27 protein-coding genes and 1 pseudogene are annotated in these 24,679 nt (G+C 60.1%); 24 read left to right on the top strand and 4 right to left on the bottom strand.

What is annotated here, in order from left to right:
• Positions 1–25 precede the first annotated feature (25 nt).
• The 15 genes and pseudogenes from BN1936_RS09545 to BN1936_RS09475 all read left to right on the top strand — a co-directional run bounded on the left by BN1936_RS09545 (position 26) and on the right by BN1936_RS09475 (position 13,809).
• Complete coding sequence (locus BN1936_RS09545) at positions 26–955, top strand: electron transfer flavoprotein subunit alpha/FixB family protein (RefSeq protein WP_022444033.1); 930 nt, start codon at positions 26–28, stop codon at positions 953–955.
• A 2-nt stretch (positions 956–957) separates the two neighbouring features.
• Positions 958–1,356 carry a PaaI family thioesterase gene (locus BN1936_RS09540; RefSeq protein WP_049687261.1) on the top strand — a complete coding sequence of 133 codons (399 nt, stop codon included), beginning with the start codon at positions 958–960 and terminating at the stop codon, positions 1,354–1,356.
• A gap of 115 nt (positions 1,357–1,471) precedes the next feature.
• Positions 1,472–2,290, top strand: a complete 819-nt coding sequence (gene menB / locus BN1936_RS09535; RefSeq protein ID WP_022444035.1) for a 1,4-dihydroxy-2-naphthoyl-CoA synthase — start codon at positions 1,472–1,474, stop codon at positions 2,288–2,290.
• Positions 2,291–2,307: 17 nt separating this feature from the next.
• A complete protein-coding gene (locus tag BN1936_RS09530) occupies positions 2,308–3,408 on the top strand; it encodes an AMP-binding protein (RefSeq protein ID WP_022444036.1) in 1,101 nt (366 codons plus the stop codon).
• A 203-nt stretch (positions 3,409–3,611) separates the two neighbouring features.
• Positions 3,612–3,854 (top strand): annotated as a pseudogene (rpsP, locus tag BN1936_RS09525) (30S ribosomal protein S16); the annotation flags it as partial.
• A gap of 327 nt (positions 3,855–4,181) precedes the next feature.
• The gene (gene rimM, locus BN1936_RS09520) at positions 4,182–4,682 is read left to right on the top strand and encodes a ribosome maturation factor RimM (RefSeq protein WP_022443991.1); all 501 of its coding nucleotides are present in this window, start codon (positions 4,182–4,184) and stop codon (positions 4,680–4,682) included.
• Positions 4,683–4,707: 25 nt separating this feature from the next.
• Entirely contained in the window at positions 4,708–5,481 is a 774-nt protein-coding gene (gene trmD, locus BN1936_RS09515; protein ID WP_049687481.1) for a tRNA (guanosine(37)-N1)-methyltransferase TrmD, read from the top strand.
• A gap of 82 nt (positions 5,482–5,563) precedes the next feature.
• Entirely contained in the window at positions 5,564–5,947 is a 384-nt protein-coding gene (gene rplS / locus BN1936_RS09510; RefSeq protein ID WP_049687259.1) for a 50S ribosomal protein L19, read from the top strand.
• Between the two features lie 162 nt (positions 5,948–6,109).
• On the top strand, positions 6,110–6,691 hold the full coding sequence (locus BN1936_RS09505) for an NUDIX domain-containing protein (protein WP_049687258.1): 582 nt from the start codon (positions 6,110–6,112) through the stop codon (positions 6,689–6,691).
• Between the two features lie 164 nt (positions 6,692–6,855).
• Positions 6,856–8,211 carry an argininosuccinate synthase gene (gene argG, locus BN1936_RS09500; RefSeq protein ID WP_049687257.1) on the top strand — a complete coding sequence of 452 codons (1,356 nt, stop codon included), beginning with the start codon at positions 6,856–6,858 and terminating at the stop codon, positions 8,209–8,211.
• Between the two features lie 123 nt (positions 8,212–8,334).
• A complete protein-coding gene (locus BN1936_RS09495; RefSeq protein ID WP_022443290.1) occupies positions 8,335–9,288 on the top strand; it encodes a cation diffusion facilitator family transporter in 954 nt (317 codons plus the stop codon).
• A gap of 128 nt (positions 9,289–9,416) precedes the next feature.
• The gene (locus BN1936_RS09490) at positions 9,417–11,084 is read left to right on the top strand and encodes a CTP synthase (protein WP_049687256.1); all 1,668 of its coding nucleotides are present in this window, start codon (positions 9,417–9,419) and stop codon (positions 11,082–11,084) included.
• A complete protein-coding gene (gene kdsA / locus BN1936_RS09485; RefSeq protein ID WP_022443292.1) occupies positions 11,081–11,938 on the top strand; it encodes a 3-deoxy-8-phosphooctulonate synthase in 858 nt (285 codons plus the stop codon). The genes BN1936_RS09490 and kdsA overlap by 4 nt, the downstream gene beginning before the upstream one ends.
• A 70-nt stretch (positions 11,939–12,008) precedes the next feature.
• On the top strand, positions 12,009–13,292 hold the full coding sequence (gene eno, locus BN1936_RS09480) for a phosphopyruvate hydratase (RefSeq protein WP_022443293.1): 1,284 nt from the start codon (positions 12,009–12,011) through the stop codon (positions 13,290–13,292).
• A gap of 31 nt (positions 13,293–13,323) precedes the next feature.
• Entirely contained in the window at positions 13,324–13,809 is a 486-nt protein-coding gene (locus BN1936_RS09475) for a septum formation initiator family protein (RefSeq protein ID WP_022443294.1), read from the top strand.
• A gap of 92 nt (positions 13,810–13,901) precedes the next feature.
• Here BN1936_RS09475 and hslO read toward each other — a convergent pair whose 3' ends face one another.
• Positions 13,902–14,705, bottom strand: a complete 804-nt coding sequence (gene hslO, locus BN1936_RS09470; RefSeq protein ID WP_148521243.1) for an Hsp33 family molecular chaperone HslO — start codon at positions 14,703–14,705, stop codon at positions 13,902–13,904.
• Positions 14,681–14,818, bottom strand: a complete 138-nt coding sequence (locus BN1936_RS11520; RefSeq protein WP_022443296.1) for a hypothetical protein — start codon at positions 14,816–14,818, stop codon at positions 14,681–14,683. Before BN1936_RS11520 ends, hslO begins: the two co-directional genes overlap by 25 nt.
• A 220-nt stretch (positions 14,819–15,038) precedes the next feature.
• Between BN1936_RS11520 and BN1936_RS09465 the strand changes: the two genes are divergently transcribed.
• The 8 genes from BN1936_RS09465 (at position 15,039) to mutM (ending at position 21,696) form a co-directional block, all read left to right on the top strand.
• Entirely contained in the window at positions 15,039–15,890 is an 852-nt protein-coding gene (locus BN1936_RS09465; protein ID WP_022443297.1) for a PHP domain-containing protein, read from the top strand.
• A 105-nt stretch (positions 15,891–15,995) separates the two neighbouring features.
• Complete coding sequence (locus BN1936_RS09460; protein ID WP_049687254.1) at positions 15,996–16,649, top strand: site-2 protease family protein; 654 nt, start codon at positions 15,996–15,998, stop codon at positions 16,647–16,649.
• Between the two features lie 31 nt (positions 16,650–16,680).
• The gene (locus BN1936_RS09455; protein WP_022444391.1) at positions 16,681–17,250 is read left to right on the top strand and encodes a class I SAM-dependent methyltransferase; all 570 of its coding nucleotides are present in this window, start codon (positions 16,681–16,683) and stop codon (positions 17,248–17,250) included.
• Positions 17,251–17,362: 112 nt separating this feature from the next.
• The gene (gene dapA, locus BN1936_RS09450) at positions 17,363–18,244 is read left to right on the top strand and encodes a 4-hydroxy-tetrahydrodipicolinate synthase (RefSeq protein ID WP_049687253.1); all 882 of its coding nucleotides are present in this window, start codon (positions 17,363–17,365) and stop codon (positions 18,242–18,244) included.
• 87 nt (positions 18,245–18,331) lie between these two features.
• Entirely contained in the window at positions 18,332–19,522 is a 1,191-nt protein-coding gene (gene bamC / locus BN1936_RS09445) for an outer membrane protein assembly factor BamC (RefSeq protein WP_022444393.1), read from the top strand.
• Between the two features lie 151 nt (positions 19,523–19,673).
• Entirely contained in the window at positions 19,674–20,138 is a 465-nt protein-coding gene (locus BN1936_RS09440; RefSeq protein WP_022444394.1) for a DUF805 domain-containing protein, read from the top strand.
• A 54-nt stretch (positions 20,139–20,192) separates the two neighbouring features.
• Positions 20,193–20,840 carry an FKBP-type peptidyl-prolyl cis-trans isomerase gene (locus BN1936_RS09435; RefSeq protein ID WP_049687252.1) on the top strand — a complete coding sequence of 216 codons (648 nt, stop codon included), beginning with the start codon at positions 20,193–20,195 and terminating at the stop codon, positions 20,838–20,840.
• 31 nt (positions 20,841–20,871) lie between these two features.
• Positions 20,872–21,696, top strand: coding sequence for a bifunctional DNA-formamidopyrimidine glycosylase/DNA-(apurinic or apyrimidinic site) lyase (gene mutM / locus BN1936_RS09430; RefSeq protein WP_049687251.1), 825 nt, complete (start codon positions 20,872–20,874; stop codon positions 21,694–21,696).
• Positions 21,697–21,746: 50 nt separating this feature from the next.
• Here the strand turns inward: mutM and rsgA are convergent, their stop codons facing one another.
• Positions 21,747–22,682: a ribosome small subunit-dependent GTPase A gene (gene rsgA / locus BN1936_RS09425; protein ID WP_022444397.1), complete on the bottom strand. Its 936-nt coding sequence runs from the start codon at positions 22,680–22,682 to the stop codon at positions 21,747–21,749.
• Between the two features lie 148 nt (positions 22,683–22,830).
• On the opposite strand from rsgA, the gene orn reads away from it, so the two are divergent.
• Positions 22,831–23,397 carry an oligoribonuclease gene (gene orn, locus BN1936_RS09420; RefSeq protein ID WP_022444398.1) on the top strand — a complete coding sequence of 189 codons (567 nt, stop codon included), beginning with the start codon at positions 22,831–22,833 and terminating at the stop codon, positions 23,395–23,397.
• A 75-nt stretch (positions 23,398–23,472) separates the two neighbouring features.
• Here orn and BN1936_RS09415 read toward each other — a convergent pair whose 3' ends face one another.
• Positions 23,473–24,615: an AI-2E family transporter gene (locus tag BN1936_RS09415; protein ID WP_157274790.1), complete on the bottom strand. Its 1,143-nt coding sequence runs from the start codon at positions 24,613–24,615 to the stop codon at positions 23,473–23,475.
• Positions 24,616–24,679 lie beyond the last annotated feature (64 nt).

The raw sequence follows: 24,679 nt of genomic DNA, 5'->3' as shown, positions 1-24,679 counted from the left end.
CCCCATTCGGAACTATTGAATAGAAATGTCGATTCTTGTTGTCAGTGATTTTTCTGAGGGAAGCTTCCGCGCTTCTTCGACCCGTGCCGCCGTCGCGGCGGCAAACCGTATCGACGGAAACGTCGATCTGCTGATTGCCGGAAAGGGAGCCCGCGCGGCTTCTGACGCCGCAGCCAAACTGCATGGCGTCGCCCGGGTCCTCGCGGCGGATTCTGACTCGCTTGACCACCTGTCCCCCGAGACGCTCGCCTCCCAGGTGCTCGCGGTCGCATCCAATTACACGCACATCTTCTTCGCGCTCGGATTCCTGAACCGCGCCGCGATGCCGCGTGTCGCGGCGAAGCTTGGCGTCTCGCCGCTTACTGAAATCTCGGACGTGATTGACGCCTCGACCTTCAAGCGCGCGATCTACGCGGGCGGCGTGATCACCACGGTGAAGACCTCCGGCGCTCCGGTCGTCGCCACGGTCCGTACGACGTCCTTTGAAGCCGCGGCGGATGACGGCGCGGCCTCTGTCGAAGACCTCGCTCCGGTTGAGGCGTTCGCGAAGAACACGTTCCGTTCCGCTGAAATCATGAAGAGCGACCGTCCTGACCTCCTCACCGCGAAGCGCGTGGTGGCGGGCGGCCAGGGTCTTGACGGTGAAGCCGGGTTCAAGGCGCTTGAGGCGCTCGCCGATAAGCTCGGCGCCGCGATCGGAGCAACCCGCGTTGTGGTCGATAACGGTCTCTGCCCGAACGAGTGGCAGGTGGGGCAGACGGGTAAGATCGTGGCCCCGGATCTCTACATCGCGTTCGGTATCTCGGGCGCTCTGCAGCACCTCGCCGGCATGATGGGGTCGAAAGTCATCGTCGCGGTGAATAAGGATCCTGAGGCTCCGATTTTCGACGTGGCGGATTACGGTCTCGTTGCGGATGCCGCCTCGGCTGTTGAAGAACTCACAAAGGCGCTCTGAGCGTGGCAGCCGTGGGACTTCAGAAGACGCTTGGGTTTGAGATCCTGCCTGAAGTGAAGGCAGGAGAGGTTGAGGCCCGCTTCACGGTGACGGAAGCGGTGGCGCAGCCTTACGGCTACTGCTCCGGCGGCACGATGCTCGCGCTTGAGGAAACGATGGCAGGCGCGGGCTCCCGCCGTATCGCGGGAGAGGACGCGATGCCGCTTGGCATCAATGTGAGCGCGAACCACGTGAAAGCAGTGCCGGTCGGAGGCCTTGTGACCGCCCGGGCGACAGCGCTTCGCACGGGGTACCGGCTGCATGTCTGGAACGTGGATCTCTTTGACGAAGCGGGAGACCTCGTTTCCACTGCCCGTGTGACGAACGTTATCAAGCGGCGGAAAACCGCTGAGGAACACTAGCGCGCCGCCTGGATTTTCCCGGACGGCGCGGAAAGGGGAGTGCTGAGCTGATTTTTTACCTGAGCTCAGCCTCCCCTTCCGATTTTTTGCATGACATTTTTTTGAGGAACTGAAGATGACTTTTGCCTGGAAACCGATCAAGGAATATTCCGACATCCGGTTCGAACTCTTTGAAGGCATCGCTAAGATCACGATTAACCGCCCTGAAGTGCGTAACGCCTTCTCGCCCGTGACGGTCGCTCAGATGGGAGAGGCGTTCGCGATCTGCCGCGAGCGTGAGGATATTTCGGTCGTGGTGCTGACAGGCGAAGGCGACAAGGCTTTCTGCTCGGGCGGCGATATGCATTTCAAGGGCCGCGGCGGTTATGTGGGCCCGGACGGCGTGCCGCGCCTCAACGTGCTCGACGTTCAGAAGCAGATCCGGTCGCTTCCGAAGCCCGTGATCGCGATGGTGAATGGCTACGCGATCGGGGGAGGCAATGTCCTAGCCACGGTCTGCGATCTCACGATCGCCTCTGAAAACGCGATTTTCGGTCAGACCGGACCCAAGGTCGGAAGCTTTGACGCGGGGCTCGGGGCGTCTTACCTCGCCCGTATCGTAGGGCAGAAGAAGGCGCGCGAGATCTGGTTCCTCTGCCGCCAGTACAGCGCGAAGGAAGCGCTTGAAATGGGACTCGCGAACACCGTGGTGCCGTTCGATAAGCTTGAGGAAACGACCGTTGAGTGGGCGAAGCAGATGCAGCAGTACAGCCCGCTCGCGCTCCGGTTCCTGAAGTTCGGCCTCAACGCGGAGCTTGACGGTGAGCTCGGTCTCCAGCAGTTCGCGGGCGACATGACGATGCTTTACTACATGACGGACGAAGCCCAGGAGGGCGGAAAGGCGTTCCTCGAGAAGCGTAAGCCTGACTTCTCCAAGTCTCCCCGCCTCCCGTAAGCGGATCGGAGGTGAAGATGCTTCCTCAGTCAATCGATATCAACGGCCGCGTGATTTCCGGTGAAGAGGGATTCCGCGAGGCGCTCCGCACGGAAACGAACGACGAAATCCGTAAGGTCCTTGAGTTCTGCCTCCACTGGTGCGGCCCGGATCCTGAAGTCACGCTTCATACGTCGGGTTCCACCGGTGTGCCGAAGACGATTCACGCGAAGAAGACCGCCATGCTCGCAAGCGCCCGCATGACGGTGGAGAGACTGGGTCTCAAAGCGGGCGACACCGCGCTCCTCTGCCTTCCGATGGATTACATCGCGGGGCAGATGGTGGTGGTCCGCGCGATGCTCGCGGGGCTCCGCGTGATCGTGCAGGATCCGTCGCGCCACCCCTTTGAGGGGCTCTCTGAATCCCCGGTCTTCGCGGCGCTCGTCCCGCTTCAGGTAAAGGCGTCGCTCGGGACCCCGAAGGAAGAAGCCCTGATGCGAGGTGTCCAGGAGCTCATTATCGGAGGCGCGGCGACGGATGACGCGCTCGCCGCTATTCTGAAGACCTTCCCGCATCACGTCTGGTCAACCTACGGGATGACGGAGACGCTCTCACACGTTGCGCTGCGGCCGCTCTCAGGGCCGAAGGCCGGTCCCTGGTACGAGCCGCTCCCCGGTGTGACGCTTTCCGAATCCTCCCGCGGGACACTCGTGATCTGCGCTCCGGCGATCGATGTTCCGAGAATCGAGACGAACGATATCGTGAAGTTCGCGGAAGGGAGCACGGAGTTCCGTGTGCTCGGCCGCGTCGATAATGTGATCGATACGGGCGGAATCAAGGTGCCGGCTGAGGCGCTTGAGGACGCGATCCGGTCTGAAATGCCGGCCCCCTTTGCGGTCACGTGGCTTCCGGATGCGGATCTCGGAAGCGCGGTGACCGTGGAAGTGGAGTCCGATCACCCGATCGCGCTCCCTGACTTCCGCGCCATTCTGAAGCGTGAAGGGCTTTCTCCCTACTGGAAGCCCCGTCACGCGGTGTTTGTTCCGAAGATTCCCCAGACCCGGTCCGGAAAGCCTGACCGCAAGGGGATTCAGCGCGCGGCAGCTGAAGCGACTGGGGACTTGAAGCAGGATCTCTGAAAGAGATGCATCTCTTTGTCCCAATGGGTTTATCCCGGAGGGGCAGAGAGTTGCAGTGTTTCTCCTTTTCGCATAAAATGCCAAATTCCTGACTCGTGCGCATACACGCGCCGGGTCGATTTATTTTTTGTCAGCCGGGTCCATACCCAAGAAGGAACCGGCTGATTTTCAACTGACTTTTGATAAGTTACGAGGTAATTAGCATGGTTGTTATCCGTCTGGCTCGCGGCGGCTCCAAGAAGCGTCCTTTCTACAACGTTGTTGTGACCGACTCCCGTATGCGTCGCGACAGCCACTCCATCGAGCGTCTTGGTTACTACAATCCTGTTGCCGCCGGTGCCGACGTCCGTCTTCACTTTGAAGAAGACCGCGTGAACTACTGGCTCTCCAAGGGCGCTCAGATGAGCGACACCGTGGCCCGCCTGTTCAAGAACCGCGTCGCTCTCGCCGCTCCGGAAAGCGCCGAAGAGAAGGCTGCCACCGCCGCCAAGAACGCCGCCAAGAAGGCTGCTGCTCAGGCTGCTGCTGACGCCAAGAACGCTGAAGAAGCCGCTGCCTAATCTAAGGCTCAGAGCTTCAGATTCAGAACCGCGCGGAGCGGCTGTCTGATTGCCTTCCGGCATCTGCTCCTGGTTCTGATCGACCCTTTTTCTCCTGACGTCCGGGTTTTGCGGCGTGTTACGTGTCTCGCCGCTGCGAGTGCTTAACCCGGTATCTAGGCGTTGGGAGAAGAGGGTCTATTTTTTTGTCTGGAATTTTCAGGGGACGCTTGAATGGCTGATCTGATTGAAGTCGCGCGGTCGCTGTCGCCTTACGGCGTTAAGGGCTGGATCCGTGTCGCGCCGGAAACCGATGAAGAGCTGCTGCTGGAATGCACGAAGTGGTGGTTCAGGGGGCCGCGGGACGCGGAACCCCGGCCGCTTGAAGTGGAAGGCGTGAAGCCTCACGGAAAGGGCCTGATCGCGAAGTGGAAGGGCTGTGAGTCGCCTGAAGAGGCTCAGAACTGGAAGGGCACGATCCTGATTGACCGTGAGGACTTTCCGCCGCTGCCGGAAGGCGAATTCTGGGACGAGGATCTGATCGGCTGCCGCGTCGTGAATAAGGAAGGCGAAGAGCTGGGGACGGTGGAAACGCTTGAAACGAACGGCGTCCAGAGCCTTCTCGCCGTGAAGGGCGCGAAGCGTCACCTGATTCCGCTGATTCCTGAGTATGTGCTCGATATCGACCTCGACTCGGAACTGATCCAGGTCGAGTGGCACGCGGACTGGTCGTAAGGGAAGGGAGGAAGGCGGCAGCATGATGCGATTCGATGTAGTGAGTCTCTTCCCCGAGATGTTCCGCGCGGTGACGGAGTCCGGCATCACGGCGCGCGCGATGAAGCGCGGCCTCTGGACGCTGAACCTCTGGAACCCGCGGGATGAAACGCATGACCCGCACCGCACGGTCGATGACCGGCCGTTTGGCGGCGGCCCCGGCATGATCCTCATGGCGGATCCCCTCGCGAAGACGATTGACCGGATCCGGGCGAGTGGAAACCGCGGCCGCGTGATCGCTTTCGCGCCGGGCGGAAAGAAGCTTGAAGACGCGGATATCGCCCACATGGTGGCACCGTCCGATCCCCTGACGCTCGTCTGCGGCCGTTACGAAGGGATCGACGAGCGGTTCCTTGAGGGCTATGTGGATGAGCAGTACTGCATCGGGGACTTTGTGCTTTCGGGAGGGGAGCTCCCCGCGCTCTGCCTGATCGACGCGGTGGTGCGCCGGATTCCGGGCGCGATCAAGGAGCTTTCGACCGAGGACGAGTCCTTTTCGACCGGGCTCCTTGACTATCCGCACTACACGCGGCCCGAAGTCTGGCGCGGAAAACCGGTGCCGGAGGTGCTGCTTTCGGGGAACCACGCCGTGGTGGATCGGTGGAATCGCGATAAGGCGCTCGAAGCGACTTGCAAGAACCGCCCTGATTTGATTAAAATTGCACGTTCCTGCGGATCGCTTTCAAAGGACGACCTCAAGTCGCTTCGCGAGATTGTCCGCCGGATGAAGGAAAGCGCGGAAAAGGGCGATGCCGCCTGACGCGCTTTAATTATTTACCCATCCTACTTCGTCAACCAACAAATTACCCAAATGACGAAGTGATGGTTCTGGAGATTTAGAAGTGGCACAGAATATTATTGAAGTCCTCGAGCAGGAAGAAATCGCCCGCCTCAACAAGCAGATTCCGGCTTTCGGCCCCGGCGACACGGTGGCTGTTTCCGTCACGATCCGCGACGGCGACCACACCCGCGTTCAGGTCTATGAAGGCGTCGTGATTGCCAAGCGCAACCGCGGCCTCAACTCCTCCTTCACCGTCCGCAAGATCTCTTCCGGCGAAGGCGTGGAACGTACGTTCCAGACCTACTCCCCGCTCGTGAGCGCTGTGGAAGTGAAGCGCCGCGGTGCTGTCCGCCGCGCGAAGCTCTACTACCTGCGTGACCGCGCCGGCAAGACCGCCCGCATCCGCGAGCGTCTCGTCCGCAAGAACGTCGAGAAGGCTGAGTAATCAGTTTTGTCGGCTGTTCTCTGATGCCGGGCGCTTCGGTGCCCGCATCGGAAAAGAAATAGAATTAGCCCGCAGGGAATTTCTCCTGCGGGCTTTTTTCTTATGAGCCTGCGGGGGAATGCGTTCCCGCAGGCTTTTGTCTTTTTAAGAGGAGAACGCGGTATGGATCGCAGCCGGCTGAAGGAAGAGGATGAAAAACTCCGGGAGTCGAGACTCTCGGGAGAAGCGGTGTTTGAAGGACGGCTGCTCCACGTGTACCGCGATCGGGTGAAGCTTCCGGATGGGCGGGAGTCGACGCGCGAATACCTCCGTCACCCGGGAGCCGCCGCGGTGGTGCTCCTGAAGGAGGGGAAGATCCTGCTGGAACGTCAGTGGCGGTATCCGCTCGGGCGGGTCTTCTGGGAAGTGCCCGCCGGGAAGCTAGAGGCGGGGGAGGATCCCGCGCTCTGTGCCGCGCGTGAGCTGGAGGAAGAGACGGGGTACGCCTCGGACACGTGGACGCCGCTTGGCACGATCTGTCCTGGGATCGGGTATTCGAATGAAGTGATTTCGCTCTATCTCGCCGAGAACCCGCGGGAAGGGAGCCGGCATCTCGATCCGGGGGAGTTCCTCGACCTCGCCTGGATTCCGTTTGAGGAAGCGGTCCGGATGGCGGAAACGGGCGAAATCGATGACGCTAAAACGATCGGCGCTCTCTTCCGTGCGGAAAAGTGCTTAGAAAAACGGACCGGGATCAAGCGCTAGCGTTCCGGCTCATCCCGGGATCCCAAAAAAATGACGGCTCGGTTAACACTCGGCCGGGGATTCCGGTGATAATAAAAAGGTTAAGCATATGACGGAGATCGCCGTCTCCGTTTCCTGTCCATGTCCGGCTCACGGCTGAGCCGGAAACAATTTCTGATACGTCAATGTCACAAACTATTCTCCAAAGCGTTCCGGTCGGCCAGAAGGTCGGCATTGCGTTCTCCGGCGGTCTCGACACCAGCTGCGCTCTGCACTGGATGAAGAAGAAGGGAGCTCTTCCCTGCGCCTACACGGCCAATCTTGGCCAGCCTGACGAAAACGACTACGAGTCCATTCCGAAGCGCGCGATGGAGTATGGTGCCGAGAAGGCCCGTCTGATCGACTGCCGTCCGCAGCTCGTTGCCGAAGGCATTGCGGCGATCCAGGCGAACGCCTTCCACATCACCACCGCAGGCCAGACCTACTACAACACGACCCCTCTCGGCCGCGCTGTGACGGGCACGATGCTCGTGAACGCGATGCGTGAGGACGGCGTGAACATCTGGGGCGACGGTTCGACCTACAAGGGCAACGATATCGAGCGCTTCTACCGCTACGGTCTCCTCGCGAACCCGAATCTGAAGATCTACAAGCCGTGGCTTGACACGACGTTCATCTCTGAACTCGGCGGCCGCGCTGAAATGAGCGCGTTCCTGCAGGCCGAAGGCTTCAGCTACCGCATGTCCGCTGAGAAGGCCTATTCGACCGACTCCAACATGCTCGGCGCGACGCACGAAGCGAAGGACCTCGAGCACCTCAACTCCTCCATGAAGATTGTCGACCCGATCATGGGCGTCGCCTTCTGGGATGAGTCGGTGGAGATCAAGCCGGAAACGGTGACGGTGAGCTTTGAAGAAGGCCGCCCGGTCGCCCTGAATGGCGTTGAGTTCACGGATCTCGTGAAGCTGATGTACGAAGCGAACCGCATCGGCGGCCGCCACGGTCTCGGCATGTCCGATCAGATTGAGAACCGCATCATCGAAGCGAAGTCCCGCGGCATTTACGAAGCCCCCGGCATGGCGCTGCTCCACATCGCCTACGAGCGCCTCGTCACCGGCATCCATAACGAAGACACGATCGAGCAGTACCGCGTGAACGGCATCCGCCTCGGCCGTCTGCTGTACCAGGGCCGCTGGTTCGACAGCCAGGCGATCATGCTGCGCGAATCCGCTCAGCGCTGGGTTGCCCGCGCGATCACCGGCGAAGTGACGCTTGAATTGCGCCGCGGCAATGACTACACGATCCTCAACACCGAAAGCCCGAACCTCACCTACGAACCCGAACGTCTCACGATGGAGAAGGGTGACTCGATGTTCACGGCTGTGGACCGTATCGGTCAGCTCACGATGCGTAACCTCGACATCGTCGACACGCGCGCGAAGCTCGGCATCTACGCGAAGCAGGGTCTGCTTGCGGGTGGCGCGGGCTCCATGGCTCCGATGCTGACTGGCGATAAGGCGGACGAGAAGTCCTCCAAGTAATCCCGGATCAGTTACCGGCCGGGGCTTTCCCCCTGCCGGCTGCTTGATTCTTCAGCGCCCCTTGTGGAGAATGCTCCCCAAGGGGCGTTTCTCTGATTTTGAAATACGAAAAAGGATGTCACCATGGCAGCAGTCTTTCACCGCCAGACGGAACCTTACTCGTCGCATGAAGCGGGCGACTCGATCTACGACCACAGCGGGGAAAAGGTAAAGACCTCGGTCCTCGGGTTCGCGATCGCGCTGACGCTCGGGTTCTCCGCGATTGAGCTTGTCGCGGGCTGGCTCGGAAACTCACTCGCCCTGGTGGGTGACGCGGGTCACATGGTGACAGACTCCATGTCACTCCTCTTCGCGCTCGTCGCGAATATCTTTTCGCGGCACGGGGCGGACGAGGATCACTCGTTCGGCCACGGGCGGCTTGAGGCGCTCGCCGCGTTCGTGAACGGCATCGTGATGTCAGGCGTGATCGTCTGGATCGTGATTGAGGCGGGGAAACGCATGATGAATCCGGAGCCGGTCTCAGGCGGCTCCGTCATGATGGTGGCGACAATCGGCCTCGTCGTGAATATCGGCGTCGCCTGGTCGCTTTCCCGCGATAAAAAGAACGTAAATACGCGCGCGGCGCTCGTTCACGTGATGGGAGACCTTCTGGGATCCGTCTCCGCAATTCTCGCGGGCTTCATTGTCTGGATGGGCGGCCCCACGATCGTGGACCCGCTGCTCTCGATCATTGTGGCCTGCCTCCTCATCCGCGCGACAATCGGGATCTTCAAAGAGTCGACCCGGGTGCTGCTGGATGCCGTGCCGGAAGGTGTGGAGTACGAAGCGGTGGGTGACGCGATTGCCGCGGTGCCCGGTGTCATGCGGGTGCATGACCTTCACGTCTGGACGATGGCCCCGGGGCACTCCGCGATCCAGGCTCACGTCCACATCCCGGACCCTGATCACTGGCCCACGGTGCTCGACGCGATCCGGCATCAGATGGCCGTGAAATTCGGGATTGACCACGTGTCGATACAGCCCGAATGGGACGCCTGCGAGATTCATCCGGATCCCCGCATTCGCTTTGATCGTTGAATTGCGTATAATTTCCTGTTTTTTCCTGACTCAATCCGCAAATTCGTGATGGGGGCGAGCTCCAAATGGGAGATCGCCTCCTTTATAATTTGACGGGTTAAAGTTCTTCATCTTTTCGTGAGAGCACGATGACCAAATTCGTTTTTGTGACTGGCGGTGTTGTTTCTTCTCTCGGCAAGGGAATCGCTGCGGCTTCCCTCGCTGCCATCCTGGAATCCCGTGGACTCAAGGTGACGATGATCAAGCTTGATCCGTACATCAACGTGGATCCGGGTACGATGTCCCCGTTCCAGCACGGCGAAGTTTTTGTGACGGAAGACGGCGCGGAGACCGACCTTGACCTCGGCCACTACGAGCGCTTCATCTCCACGAAGATGCATAAGACGAATAACTTCACGACCGGCCAGATCTACGAGTCCGTGCTCCACAAGGAACGCCACGGCGAGTACCTCGGCAAGACCGTGCAGGTGATTCCGCACATCACGAATGAGATCCAGGAGTTCATCCTCCGCGGCGTCCGTAATTCCCTCGACGGCCACCCCGATGTGGCGGTGATCGAAATCGGCGGCACGGTGGGCGATATCGAGAGCCTGCCGTTCGTTGAGGCGATCCGTCAGCTCTCCTTCCGCGTCGGCCGCAACAACACCTGCTTCATGCACCTCACGCTCTGCCCCTACATCGCGAGCGCCGGCGAACTGAAGACGAAGCCGACCCAGCACTCTGTGCAGAAGCTGCGTGAAGAGGGCGTCTATCCTGACGTGCTCCTCTGCCGCGCTGACCGTCCGATTCCGGAAAACGAACGCGCGAAGATCTCCCTCTTCTCGAATGTCCCGATGGATCACGTGATCTCGGTGTACGACGCGAAGACGATTTACGAAGTGCCGCTGATTCTGCATGAGCAGCACCTCGACGATATCGTCTGTGAAAAACTCGGCATCAAGGCGAAGGAAGCGGATCTCAGCCAGTGGAAGAACATCGTTCACCGCTACATGGAGCCGCAGAACGGCTCTGTCACGATCGCGATGGTCGGGAAGTATGTTGACTACGCCGATTCCTACAAGTCGCTGAACGAAGCCCTGATCCACGCCGGCATCACGACGGACACCCACGCCAAGGTGAAGTACGTCGATTCGACCGACATCGAAGAGAACGGCACCGGGTGCCTCGAAGGCGTCGACGCCATCCTCGTTCCGGGCGGCTTCGGCAAGCGCGGCGTTGAAGGCATGATCAAGGCGATCGAATACGCCCGCACCCACAAGATCCCGTTCCTCGGCATCTGCCTCGGTATGCAGTGCGCGGTGATTGAGTTCGCCCGTCACGTCTGCGGCCTTGGGAGCGCGAATTCCTCCGAGTTTGATGTCGATACGCCGCATCCGGTTGTCGCCCTCATCACCGAGTGGCTTGACCGCACGGGCAAGGTCGAACACCGCGACGAAGATTCTGACCTCGGCGGCACGATGCGCCTTGGCCGTCAGGAGTGCCCGGTGGAAGCCGACACCCTCGCGCATTCGATCTATGGTGACCATGTGGCCGAACGCCATCGTCACCGCTATGAAGTGAACAACTCCTACGTCTCCCAGTTCGAGGAGAAGGGCATGGTGATCGCGGCCCGTACGCCGAAGGATCATCTCCCCGAGATCATGGAGATCCACAATCACCCGTTCTTCATCGGTGTGCAGTTCCATCCGGAATTCACGTCGAACCCGCGTGAAGGACACCCGCTCTTCACGGCTTACGTGAAGGCCGCCATCGCTGAGCGTGATCGCAAGGCAGCGGCTGAGGAGAAGGCTGAATGAAGCTCTGCGGATTTGAAGTCGGCGTTGACCGCCCGTTCTTCCTGATCGCGGGTCCCTGCGTGATTGAGAGCGAAGCGCTCTGCCTCGATATCGCGTTCCGCATGAAGGAGATCACGGAGAAACTTGGGATCCCCTACATCTTCAAGGCGAGTTTCGATAAGGCGAACCGCACATCCGCCACGAGCTTCCGCGGGATCGGGGTCGAAAAGGGCCTCGCTGTCCTTGAGAAGGTCCGCGAGACGGTCGGCGTTCCGGTGCTGACAGACGTCCACACCGAAGCGGAAGTCCCCGAAGTGGCCTGTGTCGTGGATGTCCTCCAGACGCCTGCGTTCCTCTGCCGTCAGACTGACTTCATCCGCGCGGTGGCCCAGTCCGGGAAGCCCGTGAATATCAAGAAGGGGCAGTTCCTCGCCCCGCACGATATGGCGCGTGTCGTCGAGAAGGCGAAGCTTGCCGCGGCGGAAGCCGGTCTTTCGGAAGACCGCTTCATGGTGTGCGAGCGCGGCGCGTCGTTTGGCTACGGGAACCTCGTTTCCGACATGCGGTCGCTCGCGATCATGCGTGAAACGCGCTGCCCCGTGGTGTTTGACGCCACGCACTCGGTGCAGCTTCCGGGGGGCCAGGGCACGAGCTCTGGCGGCGAACGCCAGTTCGTTCCGGTGCTTGCCCGCGCGGCTGTGGCCGTGGGTGTCGCCGGCATCTTCATGGAAACCCATCCGAACCCTGAAAAGGCGCTTTCCGACGGCCCGAACTCCGTGCCGCTCGGACGGATGCCGGAGCTTCTCGCGACGCTTACCGCGATTGACCGCATCGTGAAGCAGCCGGGCATGTACCTCGAAGAGCAGTTCTCATAAAAAAGAGGCCGGGCGAAGCGCCCGGCTTTAGTTTGTCTTTGGCATTTCTGCAGAAAAGGAAGGAAAGAACATGAGTTCAATCGTTGATGTTGTCGGCCGTGAGATTCTCGATTCCCGCGGCAACCCTACCGTTGAATGCGATGTGTGGCTTGAGTCCGGCGTGATGGGCCGCGCGGCGGTTCCGTCCGGCGCGTCGACCGGTGTCCGCGAAGCGATCGAGCTCCGCGACAAGGATCCGAAGCGTTTCGGCGGCAAGGGCGTGCTTGAGGCCGTCCGTCACGTGAACGAAGACATCGCGAACGCGGTGCTCGGGATTGAGGCGTCGGATCAGAGCTATATCGACCGCACGATGATTGAGCTTGATGGCACGGAGAACAAGGGCCGTCTCGGCGCGAACACGATTCTCGCCGTTTCCATGGCGGTTGCCCGCGCGGCGGCTGAAGAGTCCGGCCTTCCGCTCTACCGCTACTTCGGCGGTACGAGCGCTGTGACGCTCCCCGTCCCGATGATGAACGTGATCAACGGCGGCGCTCATGCGAATAACAACCTCGATCTGCAGGAATTCATGATCATTCCGCTCGGCGCTCCGACCTTCCGCGAAGCGGTCCGCTACGGCGCTGAGACGTTCCACGCCCTGAAGTCGATCCTGAACAGCCGCGGCATGAGCACGGCGGTCGGTGACGAAGGCGGTTTCGCTCCGGCTCTTTCGAGCCACGAGGAAGCGATTGAGCTGATCGTTGAGGCGATTGAGAAGGCCGGCTTCCGTCCGGGCGACGATATCGCGATCGGTCTCGACTGCGCGAGCTCCGAGTTCTATGACGCGGAGAAGAACCTCTACACCCTCACGAAGCAGGGCAAGACCTTCACCGCTGAAGAGTGGATCGCGGTGCTTGAGGGCTGGGTCCAGAAGTACCCCGTGATCTCGATCGAAGACGGCATGGCGGAAGGCGACTGGGAAGGCTGGGCGAAGCTCACGCAGGCGCTCGGGAAGAAGGTTCAGCTCGTGGGCGATGACCTCTTCGTCACGAACCCGAAGATCCTCGCTGAAGGTATCGAGAAGGGTGTCGCGAACTCGATCCTCATCAAGGTGAATCAGATCGGCACGCTTTCCGAAACGTTTGAAGCGATCCGCATGGCTCACCGCGCGGGCTATACCGCTGTGGTGTCGCACCGTTCCGGTGAAACCGAGGACTCCACGATCGCTGATATCGCGGTCGGCCTCAACGCTGGCCAGATCAAGACCGGCTCGATGTCGCGTTCGGATCGTATGGCGAAATATAACCAGCTCCTCCGTATCGAAGAGCGTCTCGGTGAAGCCGCTGTGTATCCGGGCCGCAAGGCGTTCTCGATCTGAAGCGGAAAGCGTTTTCTTAGGCAATCGCAGCATGCGTAAGTGGCGCATCTGGCTCGCCGTCGCCGTCTGGGCTCTCGCGCTCCTCATTCAGAAACCGCTCTGGTTCGGCCAGGGCGGGTGGTTTCATGTCGGGGAGCTTGAGCATAAGCTCGTCGAGGCGAAGCAGGATATCGAGCACGAGAAGACTGAGAACGAAGCGCTTGTCGCTGAAGTCCGGTCTCTTAAGGAAGGCACGACCGCTATCGAGGAACGGGCGCGGCATGAGCTCTATATGGTCCGGAACGGCGAAGTGCTTTTCCGCGTGAAGGCGTCGCCTGAAGAGCAGGCGAAGCAGGCAGCGGAAGAGGCGGCGCGCGCGGCTGAGGCCGTGAAGGCGGAAAGCCGGGCGCTTGAGAAGGCGAATCCGACGGAAACGGACGACGCGCCTGCTGTGGAGCCTGAGGCGTTCGCGGCGCATGATCCTCTTGATGCCAAGGGCAGCGCGGCGAAGACTCAGAAGAAGCCGGAGAAGAAGTAGTTTTCCGCTTCGCCTCAGACCGGACGCAGGAAAAGAAATGGGCAGGAATCTCTTGGGATTCCTGCCCATTGTTTTAAGCAGAGCCGCAGCGGTCAGTGACGGGTTTCGGTGCCCTTTGCCGCGTGCTCATCAAAAAGCTGATGAACGTCGATCGGGTCAAACGCGTAGGTTTTGCCGCAGAATTCGCAGGTCACTTCAATCTTTCCCTGCTCTTCGACAAGCGCGAGGGCATCCTCTTCCCCGAGCGCTCGGATCATGCCGCCCACGCGGTCACGTGAGCAGCCGCACTCAAATTTCGGCGCTTTCGGCGTTCCCATCTGCGGATTCTCCTGCCAGAAGAGGCGCTTCAGGACTTCACGCGGCTCAAGCTTCAGCTGCTCATCCGGGGTCACCGTTTCGGCGAGCTTCTGCACCCGGTTCCAGTCTTCCGGATCAAAGTCCGGGTCCGTGCCCTTGCCGCCTTCCGCCGCGACCTTCTGAAGCATCAGGCCGGAGGCCGCGGTGGCGTCGGACGAGAGCCACATCCGGGTCTCCACCTGTTCCGACTGCGTCATATAGGCGGAAAGCGCCTCAGCCACGGTTTTCGACCCCGCGAGGTCCACGATCCCCTGGTAGCTCTGGCTTCTGAGCGACGGATCCGGCTGCACAAGCGTCAGCGCGCAGCGGCCCTTGCCGTGAGCGTTGACGAGCGAATTGAGGTCAGAATCCGGGCGGATCTTATCCGCCTCAGCCTCATTCAGCCGCACCACGGCTCGGATCCCGAGATCCGGCTTCTCCACCATCGCGAGACGCACCGGGCCGTCACCCGCGATCTCGAGCAGCACCGGGCCGTTAAACGTAATGGAGCCCGCGAGCATCGCGGCTCCGGCCGTCATTTCGCCGAGCAGACGCTGCACGGGTTCCGGGTCGCTCGCCGTTCCAGAATCGTCTGCCAGGTCTCCTGCAGACGGATCGCGCTGCCACGTGCATTGGCCTTAGGAAAGTAGAAGTGCTCGAGCGTGTCAAACATACGTTGCCGTGTCCTTTTCCCTTATGAAAAGAAGAGAAATCAATGAGTCTTAAAAACCTTATATGGGGGCGGAGAGGGGGAATTTCAAGCGACGCGGGAGAAGCTGAAAACCGTACCTAATCACTTTTCCCAAAATCCAAAAAGGGGATAGCGCTTCTCTCCCCGATTTCTGCCGATGTCCTAAGATAAGCGAGTCACACGCATTACGTAAGGCTTTTAAATGAAAACCGATCTTCACACGCATTCCACGGCGTCCGACGGAACGCTGAAGCCCGCGGAGCTCGTTACGCTCGCGGACTCGTGCGGGGTGAAGCTCCTCGCGCTCACAGACCACGATACGGTGGATGGACTCCCGGAGGCGAAGAGCGAGGCAGTGAAGCATGGCATCACGTTTGTTCCTGGAATTGAGGTCTCAACACTCTGGAACGAACGCTCAATCCATGTGGTGGGGCTGGGGATCCGGTATGAGGACGGGAAGCTCGCGCGCGTTTTCGCCGATGTGGCGGAGAAGCGTGTGAACCGAGGGAAAGATATCGGGAAGCGCCTCGGGGAACTCGGGTTCCCGGACGCCTACGAAGGCGCGCTCCGGTTCGCGGCGAAGAAGGGGACGCTTTCGCGCGCCCACTTCGCCCGCTGGATGAAGATGAATGGCTACGTGAAGACCGTTCAGGAAGCGTTTGATGTTTATCTCGGGGACGGCTGTCCCGCGTTTATCAAAACGGTGTGGCCGTCGCTTGAAGAAGGGATTTCGATCATCCTGAACGCGGGCGGCATCCCGGTGCTCGCGCACCCGGGCCGCTATAAGCTTCCGGAAGAAACGCCGCTCAGTCAGCTCATGAAGGAATTTCACGAGGCGGGCGGCCTTGGAATCGAGGTCTGCTCAGGGAGCCAGGGGTCGGAAACCGAAGCGAAGCTCGCCGATATCGCACGCCAGTATGGGTTCTACGCGAGCCTCGGGTCTGACTTCCATACGATCGGGGGCGGAAGGCCGCGACCGGGTGAAATTCACCCGCTCCCCGCGGACCTGGATCCCGTCTGGAAGCATCTTCCGGCACTTGCGGGTATTCTCTAGGAGACGGGGGCACGCGCTGCCCTCATTCCTGCAAGAAACTGCAATCAATTTTACGCAGACAGCGGAGCCGGATTTTCCTGCCCCGCTGTTAGACTTCTCTGTACCATGAATTCGATCATTCAACTCATAGCGGTCTGCGCGATTCCGCTGATTTTTTCGATCACGATGCATGAAGCCGCGCATGGCTACGCCGCCCGGAAGTTCGGCGATAACACGGCGTGGATGATGGGGCGCGTGACGCTGAATCCGGCGAAGCACATCGACCCCTTCGGCACGATCATTCTGCCGCTCATCATGCTCGCGGGTTCTGCCGCGGCGGGCGGTGTCGGCTTCATCTTCGGCTGGGCAAAGCCCGTGCCGGTGAATTTCGGCGCACTCCGCAATCCGAAGCGCGACATGATCTGGGTCGCGCTCGCGGGCCCGGGCTGCAATCTCCTGCAGGCCGTGATCTGGGGCATCATCCTGAAGCTTCTCGTGATCGCCGGAGTCCAGGAACAGTTCTTCCTTCAGATGGCGGTCTACGGCATCAGCATCAATATCTTCCTCATGGCCTTCAACCTGATCCCGATCCCGCCGCTGGATGGCGGCCGCGTGGCGGTCGGCATTCTCCCCTGGAGCGTCGGGAAGTATCTCGATCGGATTGAGCCCTATGGGATGTGGATTGTTCTCGCGCTCTGCCTTGTGGGCGGTGCGGGATTCTTCACGGGGCCGCTGGTGGCGTTTGGCCGTGCGGTCGTGAATTTCTTCATCGGTCTCTGATGACGCGGTTCGGAAAGGAGCATTTCGCAGCATGACGACGGCAAAAAACGGATCACTCCCTTCGGTTTCTTCCTGGGTTACCCGCTTTCTTCCCGCGATTCCGCGGGACGGCGGCCGGGTGCTGGATGCCGCGTGCGGTCTCGGGCGGCACTCGGTGCTCGCGGCGCTCTATGGCTACCCGGTGCTCGCGGTGGACCGGGATGATGACTTCGCGCTCCGCGCGTCGGGGTTCCCCGAGATTGAGTTCCGGAAGACGGATCTTGAGACGGGCGTGTGGCCTCTTGGGGATGAGCTCTTCTCCGGCATCATCGTGGTGAATTACCTGAACCGTCCGCTTTTCCCGGAACTCGTGCGGCACCTCGCTCCGGGCGGCGTCCTGATCTATCAGACGTTCACGAAGGCGCATGCCGAGGCGAACGGGAAACCCGCGAATCCCGATCACTGGCTGAAGTCAGGTGAGCTTCTCACGCTCGTTTCCCCGCTCACCGTGACGGCGTTTGAGGAAGGGCGGGCCGCGAACTCCTTTGTCGAACGGATTGTGGCCGTCCGGGAGAAGGACGAGGGGGAGGCTGAGCGGTTTCCGCTCGCCGCTTTCCCCTAGAAGAAAGTATGAGGACTTTGCTTTAAAATCACCCAATCGAAGTCTCCGGACGGCTCTCGGGAGTGACCCGACACGGAAGCGGAGGCAGTTCTGAAACAAAAGGTCAGAAAACATGATTACTGGTGCTCTGGTTGCGATTGCGACCCCGATGCGGGATGACGGTTCTATTGACTATGACTGCTATCAGAAGCTGATTGACTGGCAGGTGAGCGAGGGAGCTGACGCCATCGTTTCGATGGGAACTTCAGGCGAAAGCCCGACGGTTTCCTTTGAGGAACATACGGCGGTGGTGAAGGCCGCGGTTGAGGCTGTCGCAGGGCGCGTTCCCGTGATCGCCGGTACCGGCGCGAACAGCACGGCTGAAGCGATCCGCCTCACGCGTGAAGCGCTTGAAGTCGGCGCTCAGTATTCCCTGCAGGTGGTCCCTTACTACAACAAGCCCACGCAGGAAGGTCTCTTCCAGCATTTCTCCGCCGTGGCGCGTGAGGGCGGGCTGCCGGTGATCCTCTATAACGTTCCGGGCCGTACGGGCCGCGATATGACGAACGACACCGTGCTGCGCCTCGCTGAGGTTCCCGGCATTGTCGGCCTGAAGGACGCGACGGGTGACCTCGCCCGGGCTGAGGCGCTGCTCGCCGCGCTTCCGAAGGATAAGGACTTCGCGCTTTACTCCGGTAACGATGACTCGGCTCTCGCCCTCGTGCTCGCGGGCGGCCAGGGCGTGATCTCGGTGACCGCGAACGTCGCGCCGAAGCTGATGCATGAAATGGTTGAGGCAGCGCTTAAGGGCGATATCGCCACGGCCCGCGCGATCAACAACCGTCTCCTCCCGCTTCATAAGGAGCTCTTCTGCGAATCGAACCCGATTCCGGTGAAGTGGGCTCTGAACCGCATGGAGAAGATTCCGGCCGGTATCCGTCTCCCGCTCACCTGGCTCACTCCCGCGGGTCAGAAGAAGGTCGAGGCGGCGCTCGCTTCTGCCGGGCTCATTTAATTCACTACTTTTTGACTCGCCCCGGGCGGCCTTCTGAGAGATCTCTCGCATAGGCTGCCCGGTAAAAAGAGGTTTTTGGATTCTGTTATGAAGATGAAATTACTGCGTGTTGCAGTGCTTGCTGTCACTCCGGTTGCCCTGAGCGCCTGTTCTTACCTCGGTGCCCAGTTCACGAACGACAAGGTTCAGTACGAGTCAAGCAACTCGCGCGCGCCGCTTGAAGTTCCGCCGGATCTCTCCCAGGTTCCGCACGATAACCTCTATAACGTCCCGCAGCGGACGCGTGACGTGTCGGCGAGCAGCATGCAGCAGGGCCAGCAGGCCGCAGCCGCGAATCGCGCCACCGCCGCTCAGTCGACTGTGCTTCCCGAAACCGTGACCGCCAAGGTGATGCGTGACGGCGATATCCGCTGGGTCCACACCCAGGTGCCGGCGCAGCAGCTCTGGCCCGTGGTGCAGGACTTCTGGGCTTCTGTCGGCCTCACGATCAAGAATCAGGATCCGAAGACCGGCTACATCGAAACGGAATGGGCTGAAAACAAGGCCCGTCTCCCGCAGGACATCATCCGCGCGACGCTTGGCAAGCTGATTGACGCCGTCTATTCGACCGGCGAACGCGATCAGTACCGCTGCCGCCTTGAACGGAATCCGGATGGATCGACGGATGTCTACATCACGCACCGCTCGATGGTGGAAGTGGTGAAGGGCAATCAGGGCGACCAGACGGTGTGGCAGCCGGGTCCGCGTGACCCGCAGCTCGAAGCCGAAATGGCGACGAAGCTCGCTCAGAAGATTGAGTCTGAATTCAACCCCGATCTGAAGAAGGCGGATCTCCCGTCGACGAAGCAGGCGGCGCTTGAGAAGACCGCGGGAACGGCCGCGAAGGCCGCGGCTCCGGTTTATAAGAGCGAAATCGTGAATGGCGCTGACGGCAAGGCCGCCGCAATCATCATCAAGGAACCGTTCGATCACGCCTGGCGCCGTACGGCCCTCGCGATTGACCGCATGAATTTCACCGTGTCTGACCGCGACCGCACGAAGGGCTGGTTCCTCGTGAAGTATCTGGATCCGACGTACGAAGCTGAGAAGAAGCGCGAACAGGGCTTCTTTACGAACCTCTTCAGCCAGACGAAGACGGTTGAGCCGCCGACCTATCAGATCAAGCTGACGGACGAAGGCAATCAGACCCGGGTGACCGTGCTGAACGCGAATGGCGGTCCGGATACGACCGGCGTCGCGCCGAAGATTCTGACGCTTCTTGGCGAACAGACCCGCTGATCAGCAGAGCGGGGGAGTAACTGTCCTCTGGACAGAATGCCCTCGCATCTGATCCACTGAAGGGCGCGGGAAGCCTTTCCTCATCCGGGAATTTGGGGTGAGAAGAGGCTTCGCTGCGCCTTTTTCTATGTAATTCTGGAGGATTCTCTCTGTGGCGCTTTTATCTGAAACGCCGTTACTGAAGGACATTGCCGCCTGGACCACCGCTGAGCGGCTCACGCGCGCCCGATTCGGAGGCGCACTCGCGCTTTGGCTCGCTGTTATCATGGCGGGCTTCGCGGCCGCGTGGCTTGGGCTCCGGTCCGGGGCTTCCCCGATGCTCGGGGGCGGTCTGATCGCGATTGGACTCTGGTTCGCGGTCTGCGCGACCGTTCGCCGCCTTCACGACATGTCGCACTCGGGCTTCTGGGCCATTCTCGTTTTCGCGCTTTTCCCGATCGGTTTTATTCCGCTTCTCATCACGGAAAGCCGCGCGGGGGAAAACGCCTGGGGCGAAAATCCGAAGGGACTGCTGAAAATCAATGATCCGAGACTCCTCAGGCGTCTGACTGAGAATGCCCGCGAGGGATCGGTGATGCATGAAGTCGGAAGCCGGGATTCAGAAGAGAAGAAATAACGCATCTGCCGCGGTCAGCAAACCGCGGCAGAAAGAATAGGAAATCAGGAAAGAATGACTAAGAAGATTGAGAAGGGTGATCTCGTCACTGTATTCGTCACGGTCTGGGATCTCCGGGACCATATCGTCGATCAGACAGGAGAGGAAGGCGTGAGGCTGCGGGCCGGGGAGGAAGATGTCTTCCCGCGCATGGATCAGGCGCTCCTGAAGCATAAGGAAGGCGATCGCTTTGATCTGGTGCTTGAGCCTGAGGAGAGCTTCGGGGATTTTGATGAAAACCTCGTGCACCTTGTCCCGGTCGATAAGCTCGGGGTCGAGAATCCGAAGAAAGGCATGCGGTTCTCGCATATCCCTGGTGTGCCGGTGGATGACGGGCGTGGCTACATCATTACGGATGTCGGCGGCGGCATGGCGGTGCTCGACGGCAATCACCCCTACGCCGGCTGGACGCTCCGCTTTGAGATCCAGGTGATGCGCGTGGAATCAGTGGAAGAGGGCGATATCGCCGAGTCTGACATCTTTATTCCCGATTTCCTCAAGGTCGCGAATGAAGCCGTGAAGGAAGAGGCGGAGGACCGGCTGGAAGTGGACGAAGCCCGAGCGAAGATCGCGGAGCAGCTCGATAAGGTGGATGAAGCGAAGCCCGAGAACGCGATGGGCACGGGGCTCTTCACGTCGCTTGTGCCGAAGAAAGAGGACTGATCGCTTTTTCTTTTCAGATAGGAGAATCGGAATGCCGGAACTGCCAGAAGTTGAAACCGTAAGACGCTACCTTGACTCCAAGCTTCCCGGGGACAGAATCACGGCGGTGACGGTGGATCTTCCCCGTTTTATCAAGAACCGGACGGAGGACGCCTTCAGACGCGCTCTTACGGACCGGGTATTCCGGGCCGCGGACCGGAAGGGGAAGTATCTGATTCTGAGGCTGGATGGCCCGGAGAGCCTCATGGTGCATCTCCGGATGACGGGGCGTCTCGTGTTTCAGGAGGATGAGTCGCTTCCGGATCCACCGTATACCCGGATCCGGTTCAGCCTTGAGCGCGGGAAGCTCACGTACGGAGATGTCCGGACGCTTGGTGATCTCTGGATTATTCCGAGCGAAGGAAAGACCGGCATTTCGGGTTACGACACGCTCGGCCCCGACGCGATCGGGGACGCCTTTACGCCGGACTATCTTTACCGGAAGCTGAAAGGTACCTCCCGCTCTGTCAAAGCGGTGATTCTGGATCAGACGGTGGTCGCCGGGGTCGGGAATATCTACGCGGATGAGGCGCTCTTTCTTGCCGGCATCCGTCCCTCAAGACACGCGGACCGGGTGACCAAGGCGGAATCCGCGAAGCTCTGCGACGCGATCCGATCCGTGATGCTGGGGTCGATTGATGCGGGCGGTACGACGTTCAGGGACTTCCTCGATGGGGCCGGGCATGAAGGCGGAAACGTGGAGAATCTCCGGGTTTATGGCCGCGACGGCGAACCCTGTACAGTCTGCGGGACCGAGATCCAGCTGACGAAGATCGCGGGACGCGGCACGCGCTACTGCCCGAAGTGCCAGAAGTAGCGCTGGCGTAATATAGCGCCCTGGCAGGACAATCAGAACCGCCCGGAGTCTCAGTACTTCGGGCGCTTCAGTATGCGCTCCACGGTGTCGCGGTAGAACTCGTAACGCTTCGGATCGATATCGCCCCGCGCCACAGCGTCCTTTACGCCGCACTGAGGCTCATTCAGATGACGGCAGTTGAAGTAGCGGCAGCCTGAGACATACTGCCGGATATCCGGCATCCCGAGAATCACATCGTCAAAATCGAGATGCTCAAGCCCGAACTCCTGGAACCCGGGGGAATCCACAATGGCCCCGTCTTCCCCATAGTCGTACCAGCAGGTGACGGTGGTGGTCTGTTTCCCGAGGTCGAGCGCTTCGGAGAATTCCCGTGTCCGGGCACCGGCGTCCGGAATGAGGAGATTGAGGATCGTGGACTTTCCCATGCCGGACTGACCGACAAAAAGCGTCCTGTGATGAGCGAAACGGGATTCAAGAATCGGTTTTGCTTCTTCAGGCTTTGATCCCGCGGAAATGGAAAGAGTTTCGTATCCCAGCGCTTCAAGCTGCCGGAGAGCGGCGTCCGCCTCTTCCTGTCCCTCTTCAAGATCCGTTTTATTCCGGATCACGATCGGCGTGATTCCGGCTTTCGTCGCAGCGAGGAGCGCCTTCCAGATGAACCACGGGTTGAAGGTCGGGCGGCTCGCGTAGACAATCGCGACAAGATCGATGTTGGACGCGAGTTCCTTGGTCCGCCATTCGTCACTCCGGAAGAGGAGGCTTGTGCGGGGAAGCACTTCCTCGATCGCCACAACGCCGCCAGAAGGCTCTGAGTAGCGCACCATGTCTCCAACCACGACGTCCCCCTTCCGGCCCCGCCGGTGGGCCTCGTAGAGTGCCCCGTCAGGCCCCTGCACGAAGTGGTGCCGTCCGTGGCTCCGTGTGACGCGTCCCGTCAGCAGGGACTCGGAAGCGGCGGATTTTTTGGGTTTTGCGGGTCGGGCCATGTAGGATCCTTTGTGATTGATTCTGCAAACATACCCCGGAAACGTCGGAGCCGCAAATAGAATTCCGGCGGCGATCCGCGCAAAGTGCGAAAATGACAGACCGCGGTCCGGAAGACGGCCGCCGCGTGTTTGGTAAAAAGGAATGCAAATGACAGATACGAAGCGGGATCCGCTCTTCTCTGAAACGAACCTCATCTGGATCGACCTTGAAATGACGGGCCTGCAGCCCGAGGTGAACCGGATTATTGAGCTCGGGGCCATCATCACGGACGCGCAGCTGAATGTGATTCACGAGGGACCGGTGATCGCGATCCATCAGGACAAGTCAATCCTCGACGCGATGGATGAGTGGAATACGAAGACGCACGGGAAGTCCGGTCTGATTGACCGCGTGCTCGCGAGCACGATTGATGAGGAGGAAGCGTCCGATATCTGCATCGAAACTTTCTCCCGCTTTGTCCCCGCCGGAAAGAGCCCGCTCTGCGGTTCCACGATCGGTCAGGACCGCCGCTTCATGGCGCGCTGGATGCCGAGGCTCGAAAACTTCTTCCACTATCGCTCGATCGACGTCTCGTCCATCAAGGAGCTCGTCCGCCGCTGGAAGCCTGAGGATGTGTGGACCTCTGTGAAGTCAACAAAGCATCAGGCGATTTCGGATATCCAGGAGTCGATTGATGAGTTGAAGCACTATCGGAAGCACGATATGTGCATCTGATCAGAAAAGCCTGTTTCTGAATGACGAAAGCCTGAAATCCTTGAGTGGGTTTCAGGCTTTTCCATTAGAGAGAAACTATTCCTTCGCGGGCGGTGTTCCGCTCTCGTCCGGAAGCGTCTCCGGGGGAGGAGCCGATGACCGGCCGGTATCGGTTCTCACCGGCTGCGCGAGCCAGGCCGTGAAGAGCGCGGACCCGAGCGAGAGGAAGATCGGTCCCAGCAGAATGCCAAGGAACCCGAAAGAGAGAAGACCGCCGAACACGCCGAGGAACACGAGTGCCATCGGAAGCGGGGTCCCCTGCGAAATCAGCATGGGCTTCAGGAAATTATCGACGCTTGACACCGCGAACGTTCCCCAGAGAGCGAGGAAGATGGCGTACCCCATTTCTCCCTTCAGGTAGAGCGCGATGGCCACCGGCACCCAGACGAGTGGCGGTCCCATCGGAACCATGGAAAGGATAAAGACGAGGAACGCGAGCAGGGTCTTATTCGGAATGCCGCAGATAAAAAAGCCGATATAGGCGAGGAGCGCCTGACCAAGAGCGGTACCGAAAATCCCGAATACGACAGAGCGTGTCGTATTGACAAGGATTGAGCTGAATGCGTTCGAAAGATTGCCGCCTACTTTATCGAGAATCCCCTGGACCTTATTCGCGAGCGATTCGCCGTTCCGGTAGAACACAAAGGCGATAGCCGCGATCAGCAGGATCTGAATAATGACATTCACGATCGACGCGGTTGAGGTGAGGATACCTTTTGAGGCGGTTGTCGCGATCTGCTTCAGCGCGGTGGTGACTTCCGGATACTCGAGAATCTTCCCAACCGGGGCGTGGAGATATTCACCAACCCAGGGGAGCGTGGAGAGCCAATCGGGAAGCGGCATTCCGGCTGCTACCCAGTCCCGGATCAGAATGATGGTTGTCGATACCTGCTGCGCAAGGAACACGACAAGAATCGTGAGCGGGATCAGGACAATCACGGCAAGGAACGCGACCATGAGCACAGCGGACAGCGTCCTCCGGTGCCCGAGCATGGTGTCGACCCGGATAAAGAACGGCCAGGTGACGACGCAGAGCATGGCGGAAATCAGAATCGCTGTCGCAAACGGAGCGACCACGAAGTAGCAGCCGATTGCCACAGCGACACCGAACCCGATCTTGATCAGAAGATCGATACGGTCCCGGAGGCTGCTTTTGAGGTTATCTAATGGGATCTGCATGTTTTGCGCTGAAGCCTTAAAAAAGAAGAAAACCGCGTGCTTCGGAATCATCCTACCGCAAATG

Source organism: Dakarella massiliensis (assembly GCF_001182045.1).
Classification (GTDB): domain Bacteria; phylum Pseudomonadota; class Gammaproteobacteria; order Burkholderiales; family Burkholderiaceae_F; genus Mesosutterella; species Mesosutterella massiliensis.
The sequence above is the reverse complement of the archived record's forward strand: the minus strand, read 5'-3'. Positions and strand labels throughout refer to the sequence as shown.

What these genes read in the sequence shown, in the direction of transcription:
- BN1936_RS09545 (WP_022444033.1), top strand. Translation starts at nt 26, where the DNA reads ATGTCGATTCTTGTTGTCAGTGATTTTTCTGAGGGAAGCTTCCGCGCT.
- menB (WP_022444035.1), top strand. Translation starts at nt 1,472, where the DNA reads ATGACTTTTGCCTGGAAACCGATCAAGGAATATTCCGACATCCGGTTC.
- BN1936_RS09530 (WP_022444036.1), top strand. Translation starts at nt 2,308, where the DNA reads ATGCTTCCTCAGTCAATCGATATCAACGGCCGCGTGATTTCCGGTGAA.
- rimM (WP_022443991.1), top strand. Translation starts at nt 4,182, where the DNA reads ATGGCTGATCTGATTGAAGTCGCGCGGTCGCTGTCGCCTTACGGCGTT.
- trmD (WP_049687481.1), top strand. Translation starts at nt 4,708, where the DNA reads ATGCGATTCGATGTAGTGAGTCTCTTCCCCGAGATGTTCCGCGCGGTG.
- BN1936_RS09505 (WP_049687258.1), top strand. Translation starts at nt 6,110, where the DNA reads ATGGATCGCAGCCGGCTGAAGGAAGAGGATGAAAAACTCCGGGAGTCG.
- argG (WP_049687257.1), top strand. Translation starts at nt 6,856, where the DNA reads ATGTCACAAACTATTCTCCAAAGCGTTCCGGTCGGCCAGAAGGTCGGC.
- BN1936_RS09495 (WP_022443290.1), top strand. Translation starts at nt 8,335, where the DNA reads ATGGCAGCAGTCTTTCACCGCCAGACGGAACCTTACTCGTCGCATGAA.
- BN1936_RS09490 (WP_049687256.1), top strand. Translation starts at nt 9,417, where the DNA reads ATGACCAAATTCGTTTTTGTGACTGGCGGTGTTGTTTCTTCTCTCGGC.
- kdsA (WP_022443292.1), top strand. Translation starts at nt 11,081, where the DNA reads ATGAAGCTCTGCGGATTTGAAGTCGGCGTTGACCGCCCGTTCTTCCTG.
- eno (WP_022443293.1), top strand. Translation starts at nt 12,009, where the DNA reads ATGAGTTCAATCGTTGATGTTGTCGGCCGTGAGATTCTCGATTCCCGC.
- BN1936_RS09475 (WP_022443294.1), top strand. Translation starts at nt 13,324, where the DNA reads ATGCGTAAGTGGCGCATCTGGCTCGCCGTCGCCGTCTGGGCTCTCGCG.
- BN1936_RS11520 (WP_022443296.1), bottom strand. Translation starts at nt 14,818, where the DNA reads ATGTTTGACACGCTCGAGCACTTCTACTTTCCTAAGGCCAATGCACGT.
- BN1936_RS09465 (WP_022443297.1), top strand. Translation starts at nt 15,039, where the DNA reads ATGAAAACCGATCTTCACACGCATTCCACGGCGTCCGACGGAACGCTG.
- BN1936_RS09460 (WP_049687254.1), top strand. Translation starts at nt 15,996, where the DNA reads ATGAATTCGATCATTCAACTCATAGCGGTCTGCGCGATTCCGCTGATT.
- BN1936_RS09455 (WP_022444391.1), top strand. Translation starts at nt 16,681, where the DNA reads ATGACGACGGCAAAAAACGGATCACTCCCTTCGGTTTCTTCCTGGGTT.
- dapA (WP_049687253.1), top strand. Translation starts at nt 17,363, where the DNA reads ATGATTACTGGTGCTCTGGTTGCGATTGCGACCCCGATGCGGGATGAC.
- bamC (WP_022444393.1), top strand. Translation starts at nt 18,332, where the DNA reads ATGAAGATGAAATTACTGCGTGTTGCAGTGCTTGCTGTCACTCCGGTT.
- BN1936_RS09435 (WP_049687252.1), top strand. Translation starts at nt 20,193, where the DNA reads ATGACTAAGAAGATTGAGAAGGGTGATCTCGTCACTGTATTCGTCACG.
- mutM (WP_049687251.1), top strand. Translation starts at nt 20,872, where the DNA reads ATGCCGGAACTGCCAGAAGTTGAAACCGTAAGACGCTACCTTGACTCC.
- rsgA (WP_022444397.1), bottom strand. Translation starts at nt 22,682, where the DNA reads ATGGCCCGACCCGCAAAACCCAAAAAATCCGCCGCTTCCGAGTCCCTG.
- orn (WP_022444398.1), top strand. Translation starts at nt 22,831, where the DNA reads ATGACAGATACGAAGCGGGATCCGCTCTTCTCTGAAACGAACCTCATC.
- BN1936_RS09415 (WP_157274790.1), bottom strand. Translation starts at nt 24,615, where the DNA reads ATGCAGATCCCATTAGATAACCTCAAAAGCAGCCTCCGGGACCGTATC.